The 20757-nt window shown below is 60.4% G+C and carries 16 protein-coding genes; 5 read left to right on the top strand and 11 right to left on the bottom strand.

The window, feature by feature from the left end:
• Positions 1-23: 23 nt before the first annotated feature.
• A complete protein-coding gene (locus G6N78_RS19545; protein ID WP_165222782.1) occupies positions 24-1718 on the bottom strand; it encodes a methyl-accepting chemotaxis protein in 1695 nt (564 codons plus the stop codon).
• A gap of 377 nt (positions 1719-2095) precedes the next feature.
• On the opposite strand from G6N78_RS19545, the gene G6N78_RS19540 reads away from it, so the two are divergent.
• Positions 2096-2734, top strand: coding sequence for a nucleoside/nucleotide kinase family protein (locus tag G6N78_RS19540; protein WP_165222779.1), 639 nt, complete (start codon positions 2096-2098; stop codon positions 2732-2734).
• 27 nt (positions 2735-2761) lie between these two features.
• Here the strand turns inward: G6N78_RS19540 and G6N78_RS19535 are convergent, their stop codons facing one another.
• From G6N78_RS19535 to G6N78_RS19500, 8 genes are all read right to left on the bottom strand, one after another.
• The gene (locus G6N78_RS19535; RefSeq protein ID WP_165222776.1) at positions 2762-4420 is read right to left on the bottom strand and encodes an acyltransferase; all 1659 of its coding nucleotides are present in this window, start codon (positions 4418-4420) and stop codon (positions 2762-2764) included.
• Between the two features lie 4 nt (positions 4421-4424).
• Entirely contained in the window at positions 4425-6269 is a 1845-nt protein-coding gene (locus G6N78_RS19530; RefSeq protein WP_165222773.1) for a DUF2264 domain-containing protein, read from the bottom strand.
• A 71-nt stretch (positions 6270-6340) separates the two neighbouring features.
• The gene (locus tag G6N78_RS19525; protein ID WP_165222770.1) at positions 6341-7621 is read right to left on the bottom strand and encodes an ABC transporter substrate-binding protein; all 1281 of its coding nucleotides are present in this window, start codon (positions 7619-7621) and stop codon (positions 6341-6343) included.
• A gap of 65 nt (positions 7622-7686) precedes the next feature.
• The gene (locus G6N78_RS19520; RefSeq protein WP_165222767.1) at positions 7687-8388 is read right to left on the bottom strand and encodes a DUF624 domain-containing protein; all 702 of its coding nucleotides are present in this window, start codon (positions 8386-8388) and stop codon (positions 7687-7689) included.
• Positions 8389-8408: 20 nt separating this feature from the next.
• Complete coding sequence (locus G6N78_RS19515; RefSeq protein WP_165222764.1) at positions 8409-9518, bottom strand: ABC transporter ATP-binding protein; 1110 nt, start codon at positions 9516-9518, stop codon at positions 8409-8411.
• 15 nt (positions 9519-9533) lie between these two features.
• Positions 9534-10706, bottom strand: a complete 1173-nt coding sequence (locus G6N78_RS19510) for a glycoside hydrolase family 88 protein (protein ID WP_165222761.1) — start codon at positions 10704-10706, stop codon at positions 9534-9536.
• Between the two features lie 4 nt (positions 10707-10710).
• Positions 10711-11547, bottom strand: coding sequence for a carbohydrate ABC transporter permease (locus G6N78_RS19505; protein ID WP_165222758.1), 837 nt, complete (start codon positions 11545-11547; stop codon positions 10711-10713).
• 4 nt (positions 11548-11551) lie between these two features.
• On the bottom strand, positions 11552-12541 hold the full coding sequence (locus G6N78_RS19500; protein ID WP_234906047.1) for a carbohydrate ABC transporter permease: 990 nt from the start codon (positions 12539-12541) through the stop codon (positions 11552-11554).
• A 173-nt stretch (positions 12542-12714) separates the two neighbouring features.
• Between G6N78_RS19500 and G6N78_RS19495 the strand changes: the two genes are divergently transcribed.
• Together G6N78_RS19495 and G6N78_RS19490 are read left to right on the top strand one after the other, a co-directional pair.
• Complete coding sequence (locus G6N78_RS19495) at positions 12715-14508, top strand: heparinase II/III family protein (RefSeq protein ID WP_165222755.1); 1794 nt, start codon at positions 12715-12717, stop codon at positions 14506-14508.
• Between the two features lie 12 nt (positions 14509-14520).
• Entirely contained in the window at positions 14521-15306 is a 786-nt protein-coding gene (locus G6N78_RS19490) for a discoidin domain-containing protein (protein WP_165222752.1), read from the top strand.
• A 10-nt stretch (positions 15307-15316) separates the two neighbouring features.
• On the opposite strand, the gene G6N78_RS19485 is transcribed toward G6N78_RS19490, so the two are convergent.
• On the bottom strand, positions 15317-16102 hold the full coding sequence (locus G6N78_RS19485) for a FadR/GntR family transcriptional regulator (RefSeq protein WP_165225241.1): 786 nt from the start codon (positions 16100-16102) through the stop codon (positions 15317-15319).
• 494 nt (positions 16103-16596) lie between these two features.
• On the opposite strand from G6N78_RS19485, the gene G6N78_RS19480 reads away from it, so the two are divergent.
• Together G6N78_RS19480 and G6N78_RS19475 are read left to right on the top strand one after the other, a co-directional pair.
• A complete protein-coding gene (locus G6N78_RS19480) occupies positions 16597-17601 on the top strand; it encodes a porin (RefSeq protein WP_165222749.1) in 1005 nt (334 codons plus the stop codon).
• 431 nt (positions 17602-18032) lie between these two features.
• Positions 18033-18695, top strand: a complete 663-nt coding sequence (locus G6N78_RS19475; protein ID WP_234906046.1) for an MOSC domain-containing protein — start codon at positions 18033-18035, stop codon at positions 18693-18695.
• Here G6N78_RS19475 and G6N78_RS19470 read toward each other — a convergent pair.
• Complete coding sequence (locus G6N78_RS19470; RefSeq protein ID WP_165222743.1) at positions 18680-20374, bottom strand: FAD/NAD(P)-binding protein; 1695 nt, start codon at positions 20372-20374, stop codon at positions 18680-18682. The two genes, G6N78_RS19475 and G6N78_RS19470, sit on opposite strands and share 16 nt — an antisense overlap.
• Between the last annotated feature and the right edge of the window lie 383 nt (positions 20375-20757).

Raw genomic sequence — 20757 nt, 5'->3', positions numbered from 1 at the left:
GCGTAGACGTTACCACAGCGCCTTCAGGCACTTTGTTTGAAGTCCTGATCTTCGTCGTCGGGCCCACCCATCGACATGTCGAGAACAAAACCCTGCGCCCGTGCCTGTTGTTGCGCCACACTGCGGGCGGCAGGGCGGGAGGGCGCCTGCATTTTCGCAGGCATCGGCTTCTTGACGGGCGTTTTTGCGGATTGTGCCTTGCCGGCCTTGGGTGCCGAAGGCTTCGTGCGCTCGACGCGGAAGAAGGCGATGGAGGCCTGCAGTTCTTCCGCCTGGGCGGCGAGTTCTTCGGACGTCGCCGACATCTCTTCCGACGCCGATGCATTCTGCTGCGTCACCTGATCGAGCTGCTGGATTGCCTCGTTGATCTGGCTCGCGCCGATATCCTGCTCGCGACAGGCAGCGGTGATCTCGGACACCAGCTCGGCCGTCTTCTGAATATCCGGCACCAAGCGATTCAGCATTTCGCCGGCCTCCGTCGCGACCTGGACGGTGGTGCCGGACAGGGCGGAGATCTCGGCTGCCGCCGCCTGGCTGCGCTCGGCCAGCTTTCGCACTTCGGAGGCCACGACCGCAAACCCCTTGCCGTGCTCGCCGGCACGCGCTGCCTCAACCGCGGCGTTCAAAGCCAGCAGATCGGTCTGACGAGCGATTTCCTGCACGATCGAAATCTTTTCGGCGATCGTGCGCATGGCCGTGACCGCCTTTATCACCGCCTTGCCAGAGGTTTCCGCGTCACGCGAGGATTGACGGGCAATCTTTTCTGTCTGTGCCGCGTTTTCGGCTGTCGACTTGATATTGGCGGCCATTTCTTCCATCGAGGCAGAGGCCTGCTCCGTGGCGGCAGCCTGTTCGGTGGCACCCTGGCTCAGCTGTTCGGAACTGGCGGACAGTTCCTGGCTGCCGGAGGACACATTGTCTGACGCGGTAAGCGCATCTCCCACGACACCACGCAGGCGTTCGATCATCGTGTTGACGTAACCCAGAAGCTCGCCGATTTCGTCCTTTGTTCGGATCTCCGCCAGACGGGTCAGGTCTCCCTCGGAGACGTTCTGAACGGCGCTGACCGCACTGCCGATCCCGCGGTTGATCGAGCGTCCGATCAGAAGCGCCGAAACCGTCGCCGCCAGCATCACGATACCGGCGATGGTGAGCATCAGGGTGCGCGTTTCCACGTAACTCGCATGGGCGGCGTGTTTTGCGTCCTCGAGCCTGCGGCCCTCAAGATTCACGATCTCATCGATCACGGCATCGATCTCGCCCAGCGTCGCCTTGTTTTCGGTCGTCGACAATGAGAGGGCTGCAACCTGATCGCCGCCCAGCATCAGATCACGGATCTTGTCATCCTGGCGGCGGTAGACCTCTTCCAACTGGTGCAGCTTCTCAAAGATCGCCCGCTCTTCACCATTGGCCAGTCCGAGGACTTTATCAAACGCATCGTCATGCAGCTGGCGATGATGGTCGATCGCTGCGATTGCTTGACGCACATCTTCAATCGACGTCGATAGCAGCATGACCTTCTGGTTTCGCACCTGCTCGAGTTGCTCGATGTCAATTGTCTGCGCCAGTTGCAGGCGTGCCGCCGGCTCTTCCAGCACGGTCTCCAGCCTCGCGCTGAGATCGCCCAAAGCCATCACGCCCAAGGCCGCGATTGCGGACAGCATGGCGATGACGAAGCCGAATGCCAGTGTCAGTTTTAGTTTGATGCTAGCACGCATGGTGCCCCCTTACGTCCGTGAACCCTACAGCCGCCAAATGTGTTGCGATCAACACAAGCGCAGGATTGATCCGCCAGCCACAGCCAGCGTGCTTCCTCATCTGTCGTGAGAAGAATGGGGCAATTGCATATAAGAAACACCTAAACCAATGGATCCAATTATTGGGATTGGTAAAAATAGGGCAATGGGCGCTGAATACGTCAAAGGGCGTCGCCGTCAGTTCCCGTTGCGCGCTCGCCATGCTGAAGGTTTATGTCTTGGCACGACCGGTGACATGGTCTGGCATTGTGATCCACATCGTGCTGAAACGGCATATTCATCGCGACTCGCAGGATACTTTCGCACCCTGCAACCCAGCCCTGAGGATAGCCGTTCTGATGACCACACTGAGCCGCAATGCCAGCCTGATTGCCGACCGTCTCCTGTCGCTTCCATGCGGATCCCGCCGCATGGCGGGCATTGCCGGGCCGCCTGGATCGGGCAAATCGACGCTGGCCGAAGTGGTGGTCGATGAGATCAACCGGAGAGAGCCGGGAATGGCGGCCCTGTTTCCGATGGACGGCTTCCATTTCGACGACTCCGTTCTCCGCGAGAGGGGACGGCTTGCGAACAAGGGCGCGATCGACACCTTCGATGTGCATGGCTTGCGCCACATGCTGGAGCGCCTGAAGCGCAACGAGGACGATGTCGTGGCCGTACCGGTCTTCGACCGTTCGATCGAGATCGCCCGTGCCGGCGGACGGTTGATCGCCCGCCAGACCGGCATCATCGTGTGTGAAGGCAACTACCTGCTGATGCGCCAGTCCCCGTGGGATCGACTGAAGCCGATCTTCGATCTGACCGTGCTGGTGGAGGTGGACATCTCCGAACTGCGCCGGAGGCTTCGTGCGCGCTGGGAAGGTTTGGGGCTGGATGAAGCCGCCATTCTTCAAAAGCTGGACGGTAACGATCTGCCGAACGGCATCGCGATCATGGAAGGCAGCACTGAGCCGGATATTCGGGTGATCAACAACTGACTGGCGTCAGTGCTGCCCGCCTGCCACTCAGGCCGATGCAGGGAGCGGCGCCGAAACCGTGGCTCCGAACCGATGGATGCCTTTCGGCTGGAAGGACAGGCGATCCTCCAGCCCCAGAAGTTTGGCGGATAGCCAGAGGAGCGAAAGCCCCATTTCGGTGCCCTGCAGGCCGGCTGCATGTCCTTGTGCGAAGGGAAAACCGCGCTTTGTCTGCCACAGGGGCGTAAGCGTCAGGATGATCTCCCCGGCAATCTCTTCCGCCTCCCGCCGCCGATGATCGGTCTGCTGCAGGCAGAGCAGCAACGGATGAATCGTATCCAGCAGGTTGCAGGCGGTGAGGGTGGCGTGGCGGAAGCCGTCGTGATCCCGGTAATTGCGGATGACCGAGTCAATTGCCTGCCGCGGATAGGGAACCGGCAGATCGAACTGGGCGAAGGATCCCCGCGTCAATCGGTAGAAGCCATTGACCGGCTGCAGAAGGCCTTCCGCTTCGGTGGCCTGTCCCCAGAGCCCCGTCTGCGGATCGCAGGCATTGATCAGCCAGCCGAACAGGGCATGCCGGCTTTCTCCACCGCCGAAGTAACGGCGGTTCACATGAAGACCGGTCGCGATCGCATCGACCGTTGCGCCGCAATGCCAGGCACGGCTTTGCCAGGGCAGACTTTCCAGCCAGGATTCGATGTCAGCTGAACTCAGATTGTCCACCACACGCACCGGATGAACCGGTGCTGCGCCGAGGCAATCCAGCGCATAAGTGACGGCCAGCAGGTTGTAGAGTGCCGTCGCGTCCGTCTGGAGAGGCGAGACCGTTGGCGCGCCCGGTTCAGGAAAGAGTCCGGTTTCCTCATCCTGCAGGGACTGGAGGTCGGCGATCCGTTTTGCACGGTCGCCCGCTGCTTCTGGTTCGCCAAAGGCCGCCGCCAGTTCGACGACATCGCAGAGATGCCGAAGCGACGTGACGGGTTTCCCGCTTGAGTCGGGAGAGACGAAGGTTTCGCCCGCGCGGTAACCGTCGATGACCTCCCGCCACTCGCGCTTTGCCACGGCATCGAGGTTCGTCAGCGCCTCTTCCACTTGTGCGCTCTGCGAGGAAGCAGCAGGCAAACGCGATTTCAGCACCCGTGCCGGCACGCCCCCGGCAATGGCATAGGCCGGAATGTCCTGAGAGACCACCGCGCCCGCCGCGATGATCGCGCCCTGTCCGATGGTTACCCCATCCAGCACCACGGCATTCGCGCCGATCCAGACGTCGTCCTCGATGGTGATGCCCTTCGAGGTCAGAGGCTGGCGGAAGATCGGTGTCTCCAGATCGTCAAAGCCATGGTTGAAGCCGACGATGCTGACATGCGAGGCGATGCGGACACCACTGCCGATCCGCACCCTGCCGGACAGACAAGCGAACGGATTGATCGAGACGTTGTCGCCGAGATCAATCTCGCCCCGCACGATCGCATGACCGGCAATCCAGGATGAGCGGCCGACGGACAATCGGCTCGTATGGATCTCCGCCTCTTCGGCAATATAGACGTCCGGGCCGAAACTGGCGCCAGCATAGGTTTCCAGGCGCCGAAGGCGCGCCTGATGAGCGGGATCTTCGATGTCCGCCGCCGACCGTTCCCAGGTGAGAACGTTCAGCCGCCTGCGGTGAAGCGCGGCAATTTCGGCCTCGTCGTCTGCATCCTGCATGGATTCACCTGAGGTCGAAGGCGGCAACGCGCCTTCCTGACTGCCGGAAAAGGGTATCGAGCGCGGCGAGATCCGGCGCCGTGGGCACGGCATCGAGAAAGTCCGTCCCGACCTCGACCGGCAAGGCGCAGATGGCGGCGGACAGGACCGTTTCGCCGGCGGGGATGGTGCCGCGCAGTTGCGGAACCAGCGTTTTGGCATGGACGAGATTGGTATTGGCAATCGCCAATTGCGCATGGCCCTTTCGGATCGGCTGACCGGACAGATCAACGATCGCACTCGTATCGCTCTGGCCGAACCAGATGGCGCGCTCAGCCGTCACCTCGGTGCGGTCCTTATTGAAATCCGCACGCGCAATGGCAAAGCCGCCTTCCATGCTCTCAAGCGGGCGGGGCGTCGAGATGCGATGCACACGCAGGTGCCAGGGATTGGCCGGGATCAGCCAGGTTTCGACGGTCACGTCCGCCCAGGGTTTCCAGCGGGAATAGAGCATGTCATCGGCAATCAGCGCCTCCTCCAGCGTCTCGCGCATGCGAAAATGCACGCCGTCGTCGGAGAGGCCCAGCATGTTGTCGAAGCTTGCCGCATCGAAATGCCGGTCATTGGCTTCGATGTTGAAGCCGTAACGGGTCGAATAAGCGAACTTCGAGTATTTTTCATGGGAGCCGCGCATCTTGTCGTGCTCCTGGCCCGAGGCCAGAACGACGATATTGCCGGTCGTGTGCATGGCCACCATGCCCGGCTTTTCGAGCGGCACGGGGTCTACAAAGGCGGGCGCAGGCATTTCCTCTGCCCGCCAGAAGGGGTGATCCTCCGGCAGCGCCAGCGCCAGGAAGAATTTGAGCGCCCAGTAGGGCGAGCCGGCGGAATTGTAGCTCTCGCTCATCAAGAGGTTGGGGTAACCGTAGCCGACGGAGAGTACGCCATCGCGATCGGCGATCGGTAGCTGCGACCAGTAGCGGATGTGACGCAGGTAATAGCCCTTGATCTCGCCCCAGGGCAGCGCCTCCAGATCGGCAAAGGCAAGAGCCGCCCAGAAGCCACCGGCGGCGAACCGGTAGGTCTGGCTGCGGCCGAAGGCAAGCGAGGTGCCATCCGGTCCGTACCAGTGGCGGATATCCGGGGCAAACCGCCTGGCCCGCGCCCGGATTCTCTCACAACGTGCCTCGTCGCCCTTGGCCAGAACCGCATAGATCAGGCCGTAAAAGTGCATGGCGAAGGGGATGTAGTGATCGACGCGCTTCACCGGTCCGTCGCGATACCAGCCCTCGCCGATATCGAAGGCCTCCAGCTCATCAAGATAGGCTTCGGTCTTGGTCTGGTCGAACGCGATGCCGATCCGCGTGAGCCCGAGATCGACCAGCACACGGAAGAATTTCCAGTTGTTGTCGACATAGTCCCGCTCGCGCGCCGCCAGCAGATAGCGCGCGACGTCCTGCTTGGCCTTCGCATCCAGCGGTGCCCACAGATGGTCGGGCACCAGGGCCAGCGCAAAGCCGATGGCGGCGAGTTCAACGAGGCGCTGGTTGCGGTCTGCCACATCACCCCAATATTCCGGATGATCGGGGTTGGTGCCGTTGGCGAGCCCCTTGCGGTAAAGATCCCAGTACGGGAAGTGGCCGCCGCCCGCAACAAAAGGTACGATGCCCCAAAGCGGCCGGGCAAAACCTTCGAGATCGGCCGCCGCATGGTCGAAGATCGCACCGGCGGCGCTCAGGCGAACACGCGCGCCGCCTTCGGAAAAATAGGGCAGCAGCGGGCGGAAGAGATCGAGCAGCGCCTTTTGCAGATCGGCCCTCGTCTTCAGCGGATTGCCATTCAGGGGATTGGCGCGGGCGAAATCATACATGGCCGGAACTCGTGAATGTCATGAAATGAAACCGGCCGCGCAGACGAACCGCGCGGCCGGCCAGGTTAATGTCAGCGGATGGCTTTCACGCCATCGTTCATGTCCTTGAGGCCCTGCTCGATCGAGACATTGTCCGTCATGATCGCATCATGGGCGCGGTTCAGGACCACTTCGATCTTCGCCGCATTCGGGTTGACGGCCATTTCGAGGTAGGACTTGCCGGCCTTCAACCCCTTCTTGCTCGCCTCATCCTGCGGGAAGCCGGGAAGGGCCGCGATCTTGGCTGCGACGTCGTCGGAGCGGATCGCCGGGATCGTTCCGGTTTCGGCGATGATCTTGGCGCCTTCCGGGCCGGCGGCGAACTTGATGAAGTCGAGTGCCGCCTCCTTGTGTGCCGAATTGGCGTTGACCGAAAGACCGGCAAGCTGTGCCGCAGTCGTGCCGGCGGGGACACCTTCCGGATGCGGGAAGCTGACGATACCCCAGTTGGCGCTCTTCGATTCACCGCTCTTCACCTTGGCGATCTGTGTGCCAATGAACCAGGTGCCCATCGGCAGCATGCCGATCGTGCCGTTGAAGAACAGCGCCGAATAATGGGTGTTGGAGGTTTTCAGCGAGGCATAGGAGGGGATGGCGCCGCTCTTCTGCAGCGCGAGCGCCCGCTCGTACCACGGCTTCAGGAAGTCATACTGGCCATCGACCAGTGTCTGCTTGCCATCCTGGATGCCGGGCAGCTGAACGGTGGAGCGCCAGGTGTGCAGCAGCGCACCATAGATCTTGTTCGAGCCGAAACCGCCCTTCAGCTTTTCAGCGATCTCGTCGAACTGTTTCCAGGTCATGTCGTTGGTTGGGTAGGGCACGCCCGCCTTGTCGAAGATATCCTTGTTGTAATAGACGACCCAGAAATCCGACCGGAAGGGCAGGGCATAGACCTTGCCATCGATTGTCATCGCCTCGATCAGCCCGCCATAGGCGGACGCATCGATCTTGTCGGTCTTCATGAAATCGGTGAGGTCGGAAATGTTGCCGGCCTTCACCAACGTTGCATAACCCGGCACGTCCTTGATCGTGACGACGTCGATATCCTTGGAGCCGCCGGTAAGCTGCGTGGCGATCATCTGGGTATAGTCCTGCGAACCGAGGTCCACATGCTCGAACTTCACGTTCGGATGCTTGGCCTGATAGGCCTCGATCAGCGGCTTGTAATAGGCGACCTTATCCCAGTCCCAGAGTGCCCATTTCAGCGTCACCGGCTCGGAGGATTGCGCAAAGGCAGCCCCTCCCAGCGACGCGGTGATGGTCAGTCCGGCCGCGGCGGCCAAAATGGTCTTCGACATATAGTTCAGTGTCATATCCGTTCTCCTTCCCTTGAACGTTTCTGAGCGGCGCGCGCGGCTGTCCGCGTGGCCCTTCGAATTTACTGGTTCTCAAAAGCCTCCCCGGACGGTGCGAGAACCTGCGCCACCGCCCCTTGTGCGCCGAACGCCACGGCGAACATTCCGAATGAAAAATTGACCATCGCCGGCATGAAGACGGAGACGGGGTAAAACAGGATATGCGCCAGCCAGAGCAGGGCGATGACGGCAAGTGCCGCGAGCATTGGCAACGGATGCAGCAGCGCGGCGAGCGCCGACTGCCGTATACTGACGCCGACCGACCTGCGGCCCGTGACGCTCACCATCACGAAATAGCTGCTCGTGAGCGCAACGAAGACGCTGGCAACCAGGCTGACGGTCAGCGGCACGGCGTAGATCAGGGCATCCTGGGCATAGGTCCCATAGGTGATGATCGCATAAGTGCCGGCGGACACGGCGCCCGCGGTCACGATGGCCCAGAGGCTTGCCCGCAGCGCATGGTCGCGCATCGCCTCCAGGAAATCCCTGAGCAGGTAGACATTGCGGTCCTCGACGATCAGGCGGCAGACATGCGCCATGGCAAACAGCGCGGCCGGCAGTGTCACCAGCGGCAGGCTTGCAGCCAGGAAAAGGAGGTTCAGCTTGACCAGCTCCCACCATTCCCGGCGCAAGATGTCCGCAATCAGTGCAAGACCGGTCTTTGCCGGTGCATCCTTGGGGATGCCCTTGCCTTCCTTCGTCCAGAATGCCTCCAGCCACTGCATGGCGCGTCTCCGCAAGCCGGTTAATAGAGGATCGACCGCTCCGTCGTCGGATCGAACAGTTGCGCATTGGTCATGTCGGCGGTCAGCGTCACCGCGTCGCCGATGCGCGCGCGAAACCGTGGCGAGACGCGGGCGATCATGGCCCGTTCACCGGCAATCAGGTTGAGGTGGATTTCCGAGCCCATCGGTTCGGCGAGTTCCACCACAGCCTTGAAGGCGCCGGTATTGGCCGGGTCGATGTCGCCCGGTGCCAGTTCATGAAAGTTTTCCGGACGGATGCCGAGGATCACCGGGCGGCCCTCATAAGCCGCAATCCGGCTCTGGTCGAAACTCTGCGGCAGCGGCAGAACCTGGCCGTCGACATCGGCGACGAAACGACCGTTCTCTCGGCGGATCGTCGCTGGCAGCAGGTTCATTTGCGGCGCGCCGATGAAACCGGCGACGAACATGTTGACCGGACGGTCATAGAGGTTCTGCGGCGTATCCACCTGCTGGATATGGCCGTCCTTCATCACGACGATGCGATCGGCCATGGTCATGGCTTCCACCTGGTCATGCGTCACGTAGATGAAGGTGGCGTCCAGTCGCTTGTGCAGCTTGGTGATTTCCGCGCGCATGGTGCCGCGCAGCTTGGCATCCAGGTTGGACAGCGGTTCGTCCAGCAGGAAGACCGCCGGATTGCGCACCATGGCGCGGCCGAGCGCGACGCGCTGGCGTTGCCCGCCGGAAAGCGCTTTCGGCTTGCGGTTCAACAGATGGGTGATGTCGAGGATCTTCGCCGCCTCCTGCACCTTGGCGTCGATGATCTCGCGCGAGGCTTTGCGCAGCTGCAGGCCGAACGCCATGTTCTTGTAGACCGTCATATGCGGATAGAGCGCATAGTTCTGGAAGACCATGGCGATGTCGCGGTCCTTGGACGGCACGTCGTTCATCAGGTCGCTGCCAATGACCAGTTCGCCGCCGGAGATTTCCTCCAGGCCGGCGATCATGCGCAGCGTCGTGGATTTGCCGCAGCCGGAAGGGCCGACCAGGATGATGAATTCCTTGTCGGCGATTTCCAGGTCGATATCGTGCACCACGGTCAGCGCGCCGAAGCTCTTGTTCAGTTTTTTCAGCGAGATGCTGGCCATGACGTCCTCACGCAATCACCAATAGGAAGACCAGCGGCGCGAGAGCCGCGTCAGTGCTTCCATGTAATAATAATCCCCCCAGGACACGCACTCATCGACGCCTTCGCCGCGGCAGGTGTTGTGCTGGGTCTTCTTCGAATAGGTGCCGTGCAGCACAAGCCCGTTGGAGAGGGCGGGATCCTTCACGGCGTAGTGGTCGGTCAGGCTCTTCATTATCCGGCGGGCGAGATCGCGGTAATGGGCGGCATCTGCCTCTTCGACCAGGTCTGCCATTTCCAGAAGCCCGCAGGCGACGATGGAGGCCGACGAACTGTCGCGCGGTTCATCGGAGCCTTCGGTGAAGATCAGATCCCAATAGGGCACGAGATCGGCGGGCAGCCGGTTCAGGTAGAAGGCCAGCAACCGTTCGAAGGCCTCGCGATAGGCGGGAAGCCGTTCATAGCGGTAGGACAGCGCCATGCCGGCAATGCCCCAGGCCTGGCCGCGCGCCCAGAAACTGTCGTCGCTATAGCCCTGCTTGGTGGCGCCGCGCACAGGTGCCCCGGTTTCGGGGTCCATGTAGAAGGTATGATAGGTGGAATCGTCAGGCCTGACCGAATGGGCGAGCGTGGTTCGCGCATGGGTCAGCGCGATCTCGCGGTATTTGTCGTCGCCTGTCTCCCGTGTCGCCCAGTAGAGCAGCGGCAGGTTCAAGAGGCAGTCGATGATGTAGCGGTATTCGTTCGGATTGCCCTTGCGGCCCCAGGCCTGGATGAAACCGCCGACCGGCTGGTATCGCTCGATCAGTTGATCGGCAGCCAAGAGTGCGGCCTTGCGACCGTCCTCGTCGCCCACCAGCTTCCAGGCGGCGATGCAGGAGGGCGAATAGAGAAAGCCCATGTCGTGATGGTCCGTCTCGATCCGGTGTTCGATCCGGTGGAGAAAGCTCTGCACCTGGATCTGCGCGGCATAGCGGAACAGCTTGTCGCCGGTGTGCTCGTAAGCCAGCCAGATCTCGCCCGGCCAGAAGCCCGCCGTCCACTGGTCGTTGGCAACCGCCGGATAGATATTGCCGACGCTCGAATGGTTCTGCGCCGCATAGGTGAAGGTGGGAAGATTACGGCGCACCTGCGCGACGGCGATGTCGAGGGCGGCTTTCACCTCTTTCTCGGTGATCGGCTGCGGAGCGAGTTTCGAAACGGCATTCATGGCATCAACCCTTGAGACCCGACGAGGCGACGCCTTCGACAAAGAAGCGTTGCAGCGCCAGGAAGACGACGAGGACGGGAATGAGCGCCACGACGGAGGCCGCCATGATCAGCCCGTATTCGGCGGAATATTGCGAAATGAACATGCGAAGCCCGATCTGGATGGTCTTGAGCTCCGTCTTCGTCAGGTAGATCATCGGCCCGAGGAAATCGTTCCAGGTGGTGACGAAGGTGAAGATGGTGAGCGTCGAGAGCGCCGGCTTCGACAGCGGCAGCATGATCTTTGCCCAGATCTGGTACTCGTTCATGCCGTCGATGCGCGCCGCCTCGCAGAGTTCGGTCGGGATCGACATATAGAACTGCCGCATCAGGAACACGCCGAAGGCGGTGAAGGCCTGCAGGCAGATGAGGGCCAGGTGCGTGTTGTTGAGGCCAAATTCCCGCATCAGCAGGAATTGCGGCACCATATAGACCTGCCAGGGCATGGCAATCGTAGCGATATAGCCGAGAAACAGGGTGTTCTTGTAGGGAAAGTGCAACTTGGCAAAGGCATAGGCCGCAAAGCTCGAGGTCAACAGCTGCAGCAGCGTGACGATGATCGTCAGCTTCGACGTGTTGTAGATGAAGAGGGCCAGCGGGATCTTCGTCCAGATATCGACATAGTTTTGCCAGCGTGGATGGGACGGAATCCACTCGATCGGGAAGGCAAAGACATCGCGGTCGAGCTTCAGCGAGGCCGACAGCATCCAGGCGAATGGGAGGAGCATGATGATGGTGACGACGATCACGGTCAGATAGACAGCGACCGTCGCGGGCTTGATCTTCTTTCCGGTAATTCTCATCGGCTCAATCCTCCCGCTGGCGGCGGAACTGGACGACGGTCACGACCAGAACCAGAAGGAACAGAACGAGCGCGATCATGCTGGAATAACCGAGATCCCAGGAGATGAAGGCTTCGTTGTAGATGTGATAGACCAGCACGAGCGTTGAGGTGCCGGGCCCGCCCTGCGTGATCATGTAGACCTGGTCGAACACCTTGAAGGACTGGATGGTCAGCATCACCGTCACAAAGAAGGTGGTGGGCGCCAGCTGCGGCAGCGTCACGTGGATGAACTTCTGCCAGGCATTGGCACCGTCGAGGCCCGCTGCCTCGTAAAGCTCGGAATTGATGCCCTGCAGGCCGGCGAGATAGATCACCATGTAGTAACCCATGCTCTTCCAGATACCGAACAGGATGACGGTCACCATGGCCCAGTGCCGGTCGGCCGCCCAGCCGGGCAGATCCTCCGGCGGAATGCCGATCGTGTAGAGCAGCATGTTCACCGGCCCCATCTCGGGGTTGAACACCATGTTCCAGACCACGGCGACGGCCACCAGCGAGGCGACATAGGGAAAGAACATCGCCGTGCGGAAAAAATCGCGTCCGAAAATCTTCTGATTCAGCAGGATGGCGAGCCCGAGCGCGCAGGCGAGCGTCAACGGCACCGAGACCGCCGTGTAGATGATCGTGTTCCAGAAGGCGTCGATGAAGGCGCGGTCTTCGAACAGACGCCAGAAGTTGTCGAGGCCGGCAAACTCGATCGGGTTCGAGCCGTCCCAGTGCATGAAGGCCAGCGCGAAGGCGAACAGGATGGGGCCGAGCGTAAAGACGGCAAACCCCAGGAAGTTCGGCGCGATGAAGGAATAGGCGATCAGCGCATTTTCGATTCGCCGGCGGCGCCGCGAGACGACCCGCACCTTCCGCGGGGCCTTCACGTCTGCCCGGTTGTCTGACAGTGCTGGATTGGCAAGCGTCACCAGCTTTCCTCCCGGCTTCGTTGACGTTTCAAAGCCCATGCAAGTTCTGCAATTTACAGGGCGCCGCGTTACAACACGCGCCCTGCCTCCTGAGCACTGCATAGCACATCCGCATCATTGGTCAAACAACTTCTCATGCGGTCAGACAAATGTGATGGATAAAACAAAATAGGTATGATAGGACCGATTGTGTCACGCCGGAGGGAGAGGGCATGTTTGCCGGGCGCATTGCAGACTTCAAAGGCCCGTTGGGAGATTTCCGACCGGACAGCATGCCGGATGGGGCTGGCCTGTCGCGGCCGCTCCCCGACTGGATCGCCGATGCACTGAGGGCGGCTGGCGAAGCGGCCGCTGCGGACACCTGGCCGCAGATCCGCGCTTTCGACTACCGGGAATATGGAATCAACGGCAACCGGTCCCGCTTCGAGACGCTGTATTTCCGTCGCCGCCTGATGCTGAATGATCTGGTGCTCGCCGAATGGGCCGAGGGGAGCGGACGATTTCTCGACGCCATCATCGACGGCCTTATCCTGATCTGCGAGGAAAGCGGCTGGCAACTGCCCGCCCACAATGCCTACGAGCGCGGCGGCAAGCGGCACTCGCTGCCCGATCCGGACGATCCGGTGATCGATCTGTTCGCGGCGGAAACGGCGGCGATCCTTTCGACCACGCTTCATCTGTTGCGCGCAAAGCTTGATGCGATCGATCCCGCGGTGGTGCCGCGGGTGGAGCAGGAGATCGACCGTCGGATCTTCAAACCCTACCTCGTGCGCCATTTCTGGTGGATGGGCCAAGGCGATGAACGCATGAACAACTGGACGGCCTGGATCACCCAGAACGTCCTGTTGAGCGCCTTCACCCTGCCCACTTCTCTGCCACTGCGTCGCGCGATCCTGCCGAAGGCGTTGCAGAGCCTCGACGCGTTCCTCAAGGACTATGCGGAGGATGGCGCCTGCGAAGAGGGTGTCGTCTATTACCGCCACGCCGGGCTTTGCCTGTTCGGCGCGATGACCATCCTCAATCAGGTCGCGCCGGATCTCGTTGCGCCGCTCTGGCAGGAGCCGAAGATCCGCAACATCGCGGAATTCATCTGCCATATGCATGTCGGCGGCGATTACTACTTCAATTTTGCCGATTCCTCTGCGGTCGTGCCGCCCTGCGGTGTCCGCGAATTTCTCTTCGGCCAGGCAGTCCAGTCGCAAAGACTGATGGATCTGGCCGCATCGCACATTGAGCGGGATGCCAATCGGCTGATGCCGAGCGAGTGGAACCTCTGGTATCGGCTGCAGGCAGTCCTGTGGGCGCCGGATATCCTCAAGCGCAAGGTCACCGCGCCGGCTCGATCCGATCATTGTTTTCCCGGTATCGGTCTTGCGATCGCCCGCGACGAGCATTTCGCGCTTGCCGTCAAGGGTGGCCATAACGGCGACAGCCACAATCACAACGATGTCGGCAGCGTGATCCTCTACAAGGATGCAAAGCCGCTGCTCATCGATGTCGGGGTCGAAACCTATACGGCGAAAACTTTTTCTCCGCGTCGTTACGAGATCTGGACGATGCAATCGGCCTATCACAACCTCCCGACGTTTGACGGGGTGATGCAGTGTGACGGCGACCATTTTCGTGCGGCAGGCATGGAGGTACGGTTCGAACCGGAGATCGCCGAAGTAGCACTGGAGATCGCCGGCGCCTATCCGGCAGAGGCCGGGTTGAGGCACTATCGGCGCACGGTACGGCTGCTGCGCGGACGCGCGGTCGAAATTCATGACCAGTATGACGGAGATCGCCCAGCCACGCTGTCCCTGATGACACTGGCCGAACCGGAGATCGAGGGCAGCCTCATCCGGCTTGGACAGCTCGCCGAGATCCGTGTCGAAGGGGCTGGAGCGATATCCGTAGAACCCCTGGATATTGTCGATCCCCGATTGCGGCAGAGCTGGCCGGAGCGGATTTATCGCCTGCTGGTGCCGTTTGGCGGGTCCGCCCTGACGCTTTCGATCATCTAGAAAGAGATACGCATGCAACTGTCCCTCACGGTCATCGACGCCACCGGCAACACGAAGGCACAAGCTCACGGCATGGAAGAAGTGCTTTTGGTCCACCAGGCGGTCTACGAGGAGGGGGATCGATTGATCGTCCAGAGTTCGGAACCTGGCTTCGTCAGTCTGGCGCTGGATGTGGCGGTAATGCCGGCACTTCTCTACCTCAAGACGACATCCTTCGAATTCACCATCCCGTTTTCCGAAAAGCGGATGCCCTATCCGCCGCAGGCCTTTTCGGGCTCGCTGCACCGTCTGCATGTTCGCAGCGCCAGATCCGGTGAGATTGCGGCCCGGCGCAATCTTGCGCTGAACCCTCTCGACCAGCACGGCAACCAGTCGCTGTTTCCGCGCGCGATTGCCAATGTCGAAACGCGCGGCGAGGCGCAGTTTGCCGCCCGCAACGCCATCGACGGCGAGAAGGCGAGCTTCGATCACGGATCCTGGCCTTTCACCAGCTGGGGCATCAATCGCGACCCCGCAGCAGAATTGACCGTGGAGTTTGGCCGCCTCGTCCTGGTGGACGAGGTTGCGCTATATCTGCGCGCAGATTTTCCGCACGATGCCTGGTGGGAAAGCGCAAGCGTAACATTCTCCGACGGCGAGACGATGCAGCTTCCGCTCCAGAAGTCGGGCGCCGCGCAGCGTTTTGTCATTCCCGAACGCAGGGTGGAATGGGTTCGTCTTCATTCCATGGTGAAGGCTGACGATCCCTCGCCCTATCCGGCGCTCTCGCAAATCGAAGTCTGGGGCAGGGACCCGTGAGGATCGCCGCTCAGGCGTGTGCGTTCAGACCACGCAGGTCCCGCAGCAGATCCCGATAGCGGATCTGGCTGCCGCGGAGGTGATCCTGCATCGCCGCGCGCGCACCTTTTTCGTCACCATCCGAGATGGCAACCACGACGGCCTGATGTTCCTTGTGGATCAGGCGGCGATAGGCGGTCTGGTCGGCGGCTTCGTTGCCCGCCACGATCTTCGACTGCGGAATAGCCGAGGCGCTGTGGGCCCGCAGAAACTCGATGAACAGCGGATTGTTGGTGGCGGCGGCAATGGCCATATGCAGCGCGAGATCCGCCTCACGAATGGATTCGTTGGCTTCGATGCAGCGGAGCACCTGCGCATGACAGTCGAAAATCGCCTCTTCCTGGGCCGGCGAACGGCGCAGTGCCGCAAGCCCCGCGGCCTCGATTTCCAGCGGGGTGCGAACCTCCAGAACCTCAAGGTCCGACGAAATGCGTGCCGTGTCCGGTCGAGACGACGATGGGGCAGGGATTTTTGCGTTGAGGACGAAGATCCCGGCGCCCTGGCGGACCTCTACCAGACCATCATATCGCAGCCCGGTCACCGCCTCGCGAATCACGGTGCGGCTGACGCCATGGGTTTCGGTCAGCTCGATCTCGCTCGGGAGTCGGTCGCCCGGCGCATATTGCCCGCCCAGGATATCGCTCCTGAGACGCTCGCGCACCTGCGCGACGAGCGATACACTGCCTCTTGCACCAGATTTCACCTGACTGACCCCGAATCCATCTGCCTCCCTGGGAGAACCGAAGCGCTCCGCCAGCACATTAGTACGACGAATTCGGCTGCTGTTCAACCTTTTGTCAGAATGATTCCAAATTGATCATATGACTCGCTTGCGCGGTCGTCGCTTGGGCGGGCAGCAAGGTCTTGAAACGGATGCTCACGAGGAACGCCGGGCCATCAAGGTCAGTTGCGACTCTCTATATATATGAAGGGCGCGACCCAAGACATCTGCTGCGCGATGCGCACCCTTAATTATATGAATTAACGGCGTTGCCGCTCGAGAGGCGGCTTCCCGATTCCCGTTGCCGCCGCAAGAGAGGATGCGTTCACAAGCCGTTGAATGCCGAAAATGTGATTGTTGCTCATTTACTACAGGCGACGCTTATGAACCGCCCTGAGCGCTTCTAAGTGACTATCAGTTATTGCGCATCAAGCGATACATCTGTCATTACGAGGTCAGCGCATTCAGGTGGATGAGATTCGACAGTGTCTCAGGTTTGCGTCGTAAAACAGTATTGACTGGAGGTCATTATGAACATCAAGAGCCTTCTTCTCGGCTCCGCTGCTGCACTCGCAGCAGTATCCGGCGCTCAGGCTGCCGATGCTATCGTCGCCGCTGAGCCGGAGCCGATGGAATACGTTCGCGTGTGCGATGCTTTCGGCACGGGCTACTTCTACATCCCGGGCACCGAAACCTGCCTCAAGATCAGCGGTTACGTCCGCTTCCAGGTGGACGCAGACGAGCGTGACTCGCAGCCGAACTGGAACGCCCGCACCCGCGGTCTCGTTACCTTCGCTTCGAAGTCCGACACCGAATACGGTCCGCTCGGCGGCACCATCACGGTTCGTGCATGGGCTGACGACTCCAGCAACAACCTGAACGCCAACGATGGCCAGGTTGAAATCGACGAAGCCTTCCTGACCCTCGGCGGCTTCCGCGCTGGTTACGGCTACAACTACTGGGACTTGGGCATCGTTGGTGAAACCGATGAACTCGGTTCGAACCGCATCAACCAGATCGGTTACGAAGCAACCCTCGGCGCCTTCAAGGCCGGTATCTTCGTTGACGAATTGAGCAGCCCGACCTTCACCAACAACGACACGCTCGGCGTCGAAGGCCAGATTTCTGGCGCATTCGGCCCGGTCAAGGCTGCCCTGCTCGGCGGTTACGACGTTGACCGTGAAGAAGGTGCCGTTCGTGGTATCCTGAGCGCCGCTATCGGCCCGGGCACGCTCGAAGGTGCAGTGGTCTATTCGTCCGGCAACAACGCTTACTACTCGGCTTCCGAGTGGGCCTATGCCGTAGCTTACGAAGCTGCTGTGACTGACAAGTTCAAGATCACCCCCGGCTTCCAGTACTGGGACAACATTGCCTGGAACAGCAACCTCGACGGCTGGAAGGCCGGCGTGACGCTCGACTACGCAATCACCCAGGGCTTTGCTGCCAAGGTTTCCGTACAGTACACCGAGCGTGACGATGTCAACGCCGGCGACGGTTACACCTCGGGCTTCTTCCGCCTGCAGCGTTCGTTCTAATCCCTACGGATTGGATGGAGAAAGCCCGGGACATCCGGGCTTTTTCTTTTTTGAATCAATTATTTGATGATGATTCAATTTTAGTGACGATCAAAAAAAATCTTCACTTCACACCTTTTCTCCGAGACAAAACGGCGCCAATAAGCTAAAGATGATATGTAGTTATATGTCGCTCTGATCCACCCCGTACCCTCGGGAGAGCCATAAAACTCCAGTCCAAGTTCTCGTTGATTGCGAGATCGAAATCTCCTCGGCACTGCCGGGGAGATTTTTTTTGAGGGCCAGGGGCCCCGTCCGCCAATGGACCCTGCGGCGCGGAACAATGGCGCGTGATGTGCGTATGATCTCCGGAAAAAGGAGAAACGATGCGCAAGATCGGTCGAGTGCGAGACATCCGACGGTATCCCGTCAGTTCGGTCGGCGGAGAAGTCATGCGGACCGTAGAGGTTTTGCCCGGCGGTATTGTCGACGACCGGAAGTTCGCCTTATTCGATGCGTCCACCGGTCTTGCCGCTGCGCCGGAACGTGAGATGCGCTGGCGTCCAGCCGTTTTTCTCTCAGCATCACAACCGCCCGATGGATTGCCCGTTCTGCATTTCCCGGACACAACAGCTTACGCCCTTGATGATCGAGCCCTTGCCGAACACCTTGCATCGTATTTCGGTTTTGCCGTCGCACTCGGGATCTACGGCGATGCTGATGTCAGATTTCCTGTCGTGTCCAATCGCTACCAGCCTGCTCCGCTTCACCTGGTGACATCCGCCTCGCTTGAGGCTCTGCAGAATGTCGCCGGCCTTTCATCGATCGATCCACGCCGCTTCAGGCCGTCTGTCGTCATCGATACGGAAGACGGAGAAGGGTTTCTGGAAAATGCGTGGATCGGTCAACGCATCCGCATCGGAGATCTGCATGTCGATGTCACCGATGCGACACGGCGCTGCGGCATGACGCTGATCGCTCAGCCTGGTCTCGATGAGGAACCCGAGATACTGCGGGGGATCATGCGTCACAACCGGCGCAATCTCGGTGTTTACGCCACGCCGTGCGCGTCGGCGACAATGACCGTCGGTGACGATGTCTATGCAGAGACCTGAAAAAGGCGCTCCGCAAAGACAGAATTAATATCATTCAGAATTGCTTGTGCGACCGTCTCGCCGATATCGCGGGCGCTGGTGATGCCTTGGACGAAAGGCTCCTTATGCAGCAAGAAGGCGATTGCCGCACAGTAAAGCCGTGCATTCGACTTGAGGTCGAGGCGGGGGCGGTAATGCTCGTCGACGTCTATTCCCCCTGTGCGCACGATATGAGGATTGCGGTTTGACAGAAGCAGCGTGTCGGCTTCGTGTGTCGCCGATGCCTTGACGCTGCCCTGCGCGACCAATGTCGGAAAGGGCAGGTCTGTCGCCGATAGTGTTTCCTGGCCGGTTGCATCGATGAAAGCCGAGAACGCATGCACAGTGCCAGCGACGGTAATTTCCGCGCCCCGGTCCAAGCCGTCTTCGGCCGTCCTGATCTCATAGTCCTCTCCGAGCTTCAGGATGGAGAGCTTGCCCGCCCGGGCGAGCGCCAGCACGCGCCGGATCGTGGTCAGCGGCACGGTGGCATAGTCATCGATAAAAATGCTTTTGAAGTGCCGGTGAAATCGCTTCAGGTCTGTCGTATCGAGGTGCGGGATGACACGCGCCACGATTTCGTGCGTGATCAGGATCGCGTAACGCCAGGGTACCGTATAGTGCTTGTGTCGATTTTCTTCGGCTTCCGCGAGATTCTGTGCCGCCCAGACAAAGGGGTCGCTATCTCTCCGGTCTGCGTAATAGGCCCCCGGAAAGCTCTCGACGGTCAGATGGGATAAGCCGATCCTGGCCGCATAGTCCGGGTCGGCCGCAAGAATTTCCTGCCGGAACAGATTAAAAACATCATCAAGCAGGTCATGGCGGCCCGTGGCGATCAGGGCATCGACGGCCTCTTGCGTGCACACGCGCGGCGTGACGTAGGGAAGGGGGCAGTAAAAATCAGCTTCCGGAAGAATGCCCTTGCGCGACATCAAAGTGGCGCGGAACTCCTCGGTGTCCGTCGCTGGCTGATATTGCAGGTCGCCGGCGGCATCGGCGTAGAACATGCCATGTGCCGTGGCGACCGTCATCAGCGCATCAAGACCGCTCAGCGAAGTCCCGAGAATCCCAACGCTCTGATTGCGGATGGATCTAAGGACGGCTGCCGGCCAGGGGGACACGAAATAACCCGGGCGGACTTCGGTTGTCTCGGGCCAGTTGTGGCCGGTGGCCATGACGACATGATCGAACATCGTGTCCTCGTTGCCATCCGGACCGCCGACCTGCAGGCGAATTCCGTCTGTCTGGACTTCAATGTCCAACACCTTGTGTTGGGCAAGCACAGAAACATCGTGGCCACGCTCGGCCGCCAAGGTGAGCATACGTTCAAACTGTGCCTGCATGTAATCACCAAGAACGAGGCGCGGATAGAATTCGCGCTCATCGATCGCCTCCCGTCGGATGCCGTGCCGCGCCAGGGTATCGTCATCCTGTCGGTGCAGCCATGCAACCAATGTCTCGTTGAACGCCGGCAATTCGATACTCGGAATGTTGGAGAGCATCGCCGGATCGTTCATGTCGGGATGATAGGGTGTGCCCTTGCCCGGTTCGTTCTCCGCTTCAAAAAGTGTGATCGAAAGCGGAACGGTCGATGTGATGAGCTGCTTGAACGTGTAGAGGCCGGTTGGGCCGGTCCCGATAATGGCAATTCTTGGAAGCATAGAGTGTACTCGCTATCCCGCAGACGATCCTGCGGCGGATGCAGGGGAATGCACGGCGAAAGCCGTTGTTCCATGGCACCGACGGGTTCGCCGACTGGTAGCCCGTCGCATCGGGGGCGGCCTTGAATGCGGCTCGCGTAGGCCAAGCGTCGTCGGGACGGACGGGCATCAAAAGCGGCATCGATGGACAGGGAAATATCATCCGCTTTCGTGGGTCGAATATCCGGAAAAACTAAAAGTTGACTTTTTCTGCCGGATCCACTATTTCTGGTTTATCGATCTTTTGCTTGCTGAGCTTTGCTTGTTGCGCGTCTGGCACCGCGTCCTGAACGAATTTCCCTCTCAAAACATCGCCAATCACCATCCGCGGAGCACTTGCTTCT

The sequence above is a fragment of the Allorhizobium pseudoryzae genome, assembly GCF_011046245.1.
GTDB classification, from domain to species: domain Bacteria; phylum Pseudomonadota; class Alphaproteobacteria; order Rhizobiales; family Rhizobiaceae; genus Neorhizobium; species Neorhizobium pseudoryzae.
The sequence above is the reverse complement of the archived record's forward strand: the minus strand, read 5'-3'. Positions and strand labels throughout refer to the sequence as shown.

What these genes read in the sequence shown, in the direction of transcription:
- G6N78_RS19545 (WP_165222782.1), bottom strand. Translation starts at nt 1,718, where the DNA reads ATGCGTGCTAGCATCAAACTAAAACTGACACTGGCATTCGGCTTCGTC.
- G6N78_RS19540 (WP_165222779.1), top strand. Translation starts at nt 2,096, where the DNA reads ATGACCACACTGAGCCGCAATGCCAGCCTGATTGCCGACCGTCTCCTG.
- G6N78_RS19535 (WP_165222776.1), bottom strand. Translation starts at nt 4,420, where the DNA reads ATGCAGGATGCAGACGACGAGGCCGAAATTGCCGCGCTTCACCGCAGG.
- G6N78_RS19530 (WP_165222773.1), bottom strand. Translation starts at nt 6,269, where the DNA reads ATGTATGATTTCGCCCGCGCCAATCCCCTGAATGGCAATCCGCTGAAG.
- G6N78_RS19525 (WP_165222770.1), bottom strand. Translation starts at nt 7,621, where the DNA reads ATGACACTGAACTATATGTCGAAGACCATTTTGGCCGCCGCGGCCGGA.
- G6N78_RS19520 (WP_165222767.1), bottom strand. Translation starts at nt 8,388, where the DNA reads ATGCAGTGGCTGGAGGCATTCTGGACGAAGGAAGGCAAGGGCATCCCC.
- G6N78_RS19515 (WP_165222764.1), bottom strand. Translation starts at nt 9,518, where the DNA reads ATGGCCAGCATCTCGCTGAAAAAACTGAACAAGAGCTTCGGCGCGCTG.
- G6N78_RS19510 (WP_165222761.1), bottom strand. Translation starts at nt 10,706, where the DNA reads ATGAATGCCGTTTCGAAACTCGCTCCGCAGCCGATCACCGAGAAAGAG.
- G6N78_RS19505 (WP_165222758.1), bottom strand. Translation starts at nt 11,547, where the DNA reads ATGAGAATTACCGGAAAGAAGATCAAGCCCGCGACGGTCGCTGTCTAT.
- G6N78_RS19500 (WP_234906047.1), bottom strand. Translation starts at nt 12,541, where the DNA reads ATGGGCTTTGAAACGTCAACGAAGCCGGGAGGAAAGCTGGTGACGCTT.
- G6N78_RS19495 (WP_165222755.1), top strand. Translation starts at nt 12,715, where the DNA reads ATGTTTGCCGGGCGCATTGCAGACTTCAAAGGCCCGTTGGGAGATTTC.
- G6N78_RS19490 (WP_165222752.1), top strand. Translation starts at nt 14,521, where the DNA reads ATGCAACTGTCCCTCACGGTCATCGACGCCACCGGCAACACGAAGGCA.
- G6N78_RS19480 (WP_165222749.1), top strand. Translation starts at nt 16,597, where the DNA reads ATGAACATCAAGAGCCTTCTTCTCGGCTCCGCTGCTGCACTCGCAGCA.
- G6N78_RS19475 (WP_234906046.1), top strand. Translation starts at nt 18,033, where the DNA reads ATGCGGACCGTAGAGGTTTTGCCCGGCGGTATTGTCGACGACCGGAAG.
- G6N78_RS19470 (WP_165222743.1), bottom strand. Translation starts at nt 20,374, where the DNA reads ATGCTTCCAAGAATTGCCATTATCGGGACCGGCCCAACCGGCCTCTAC.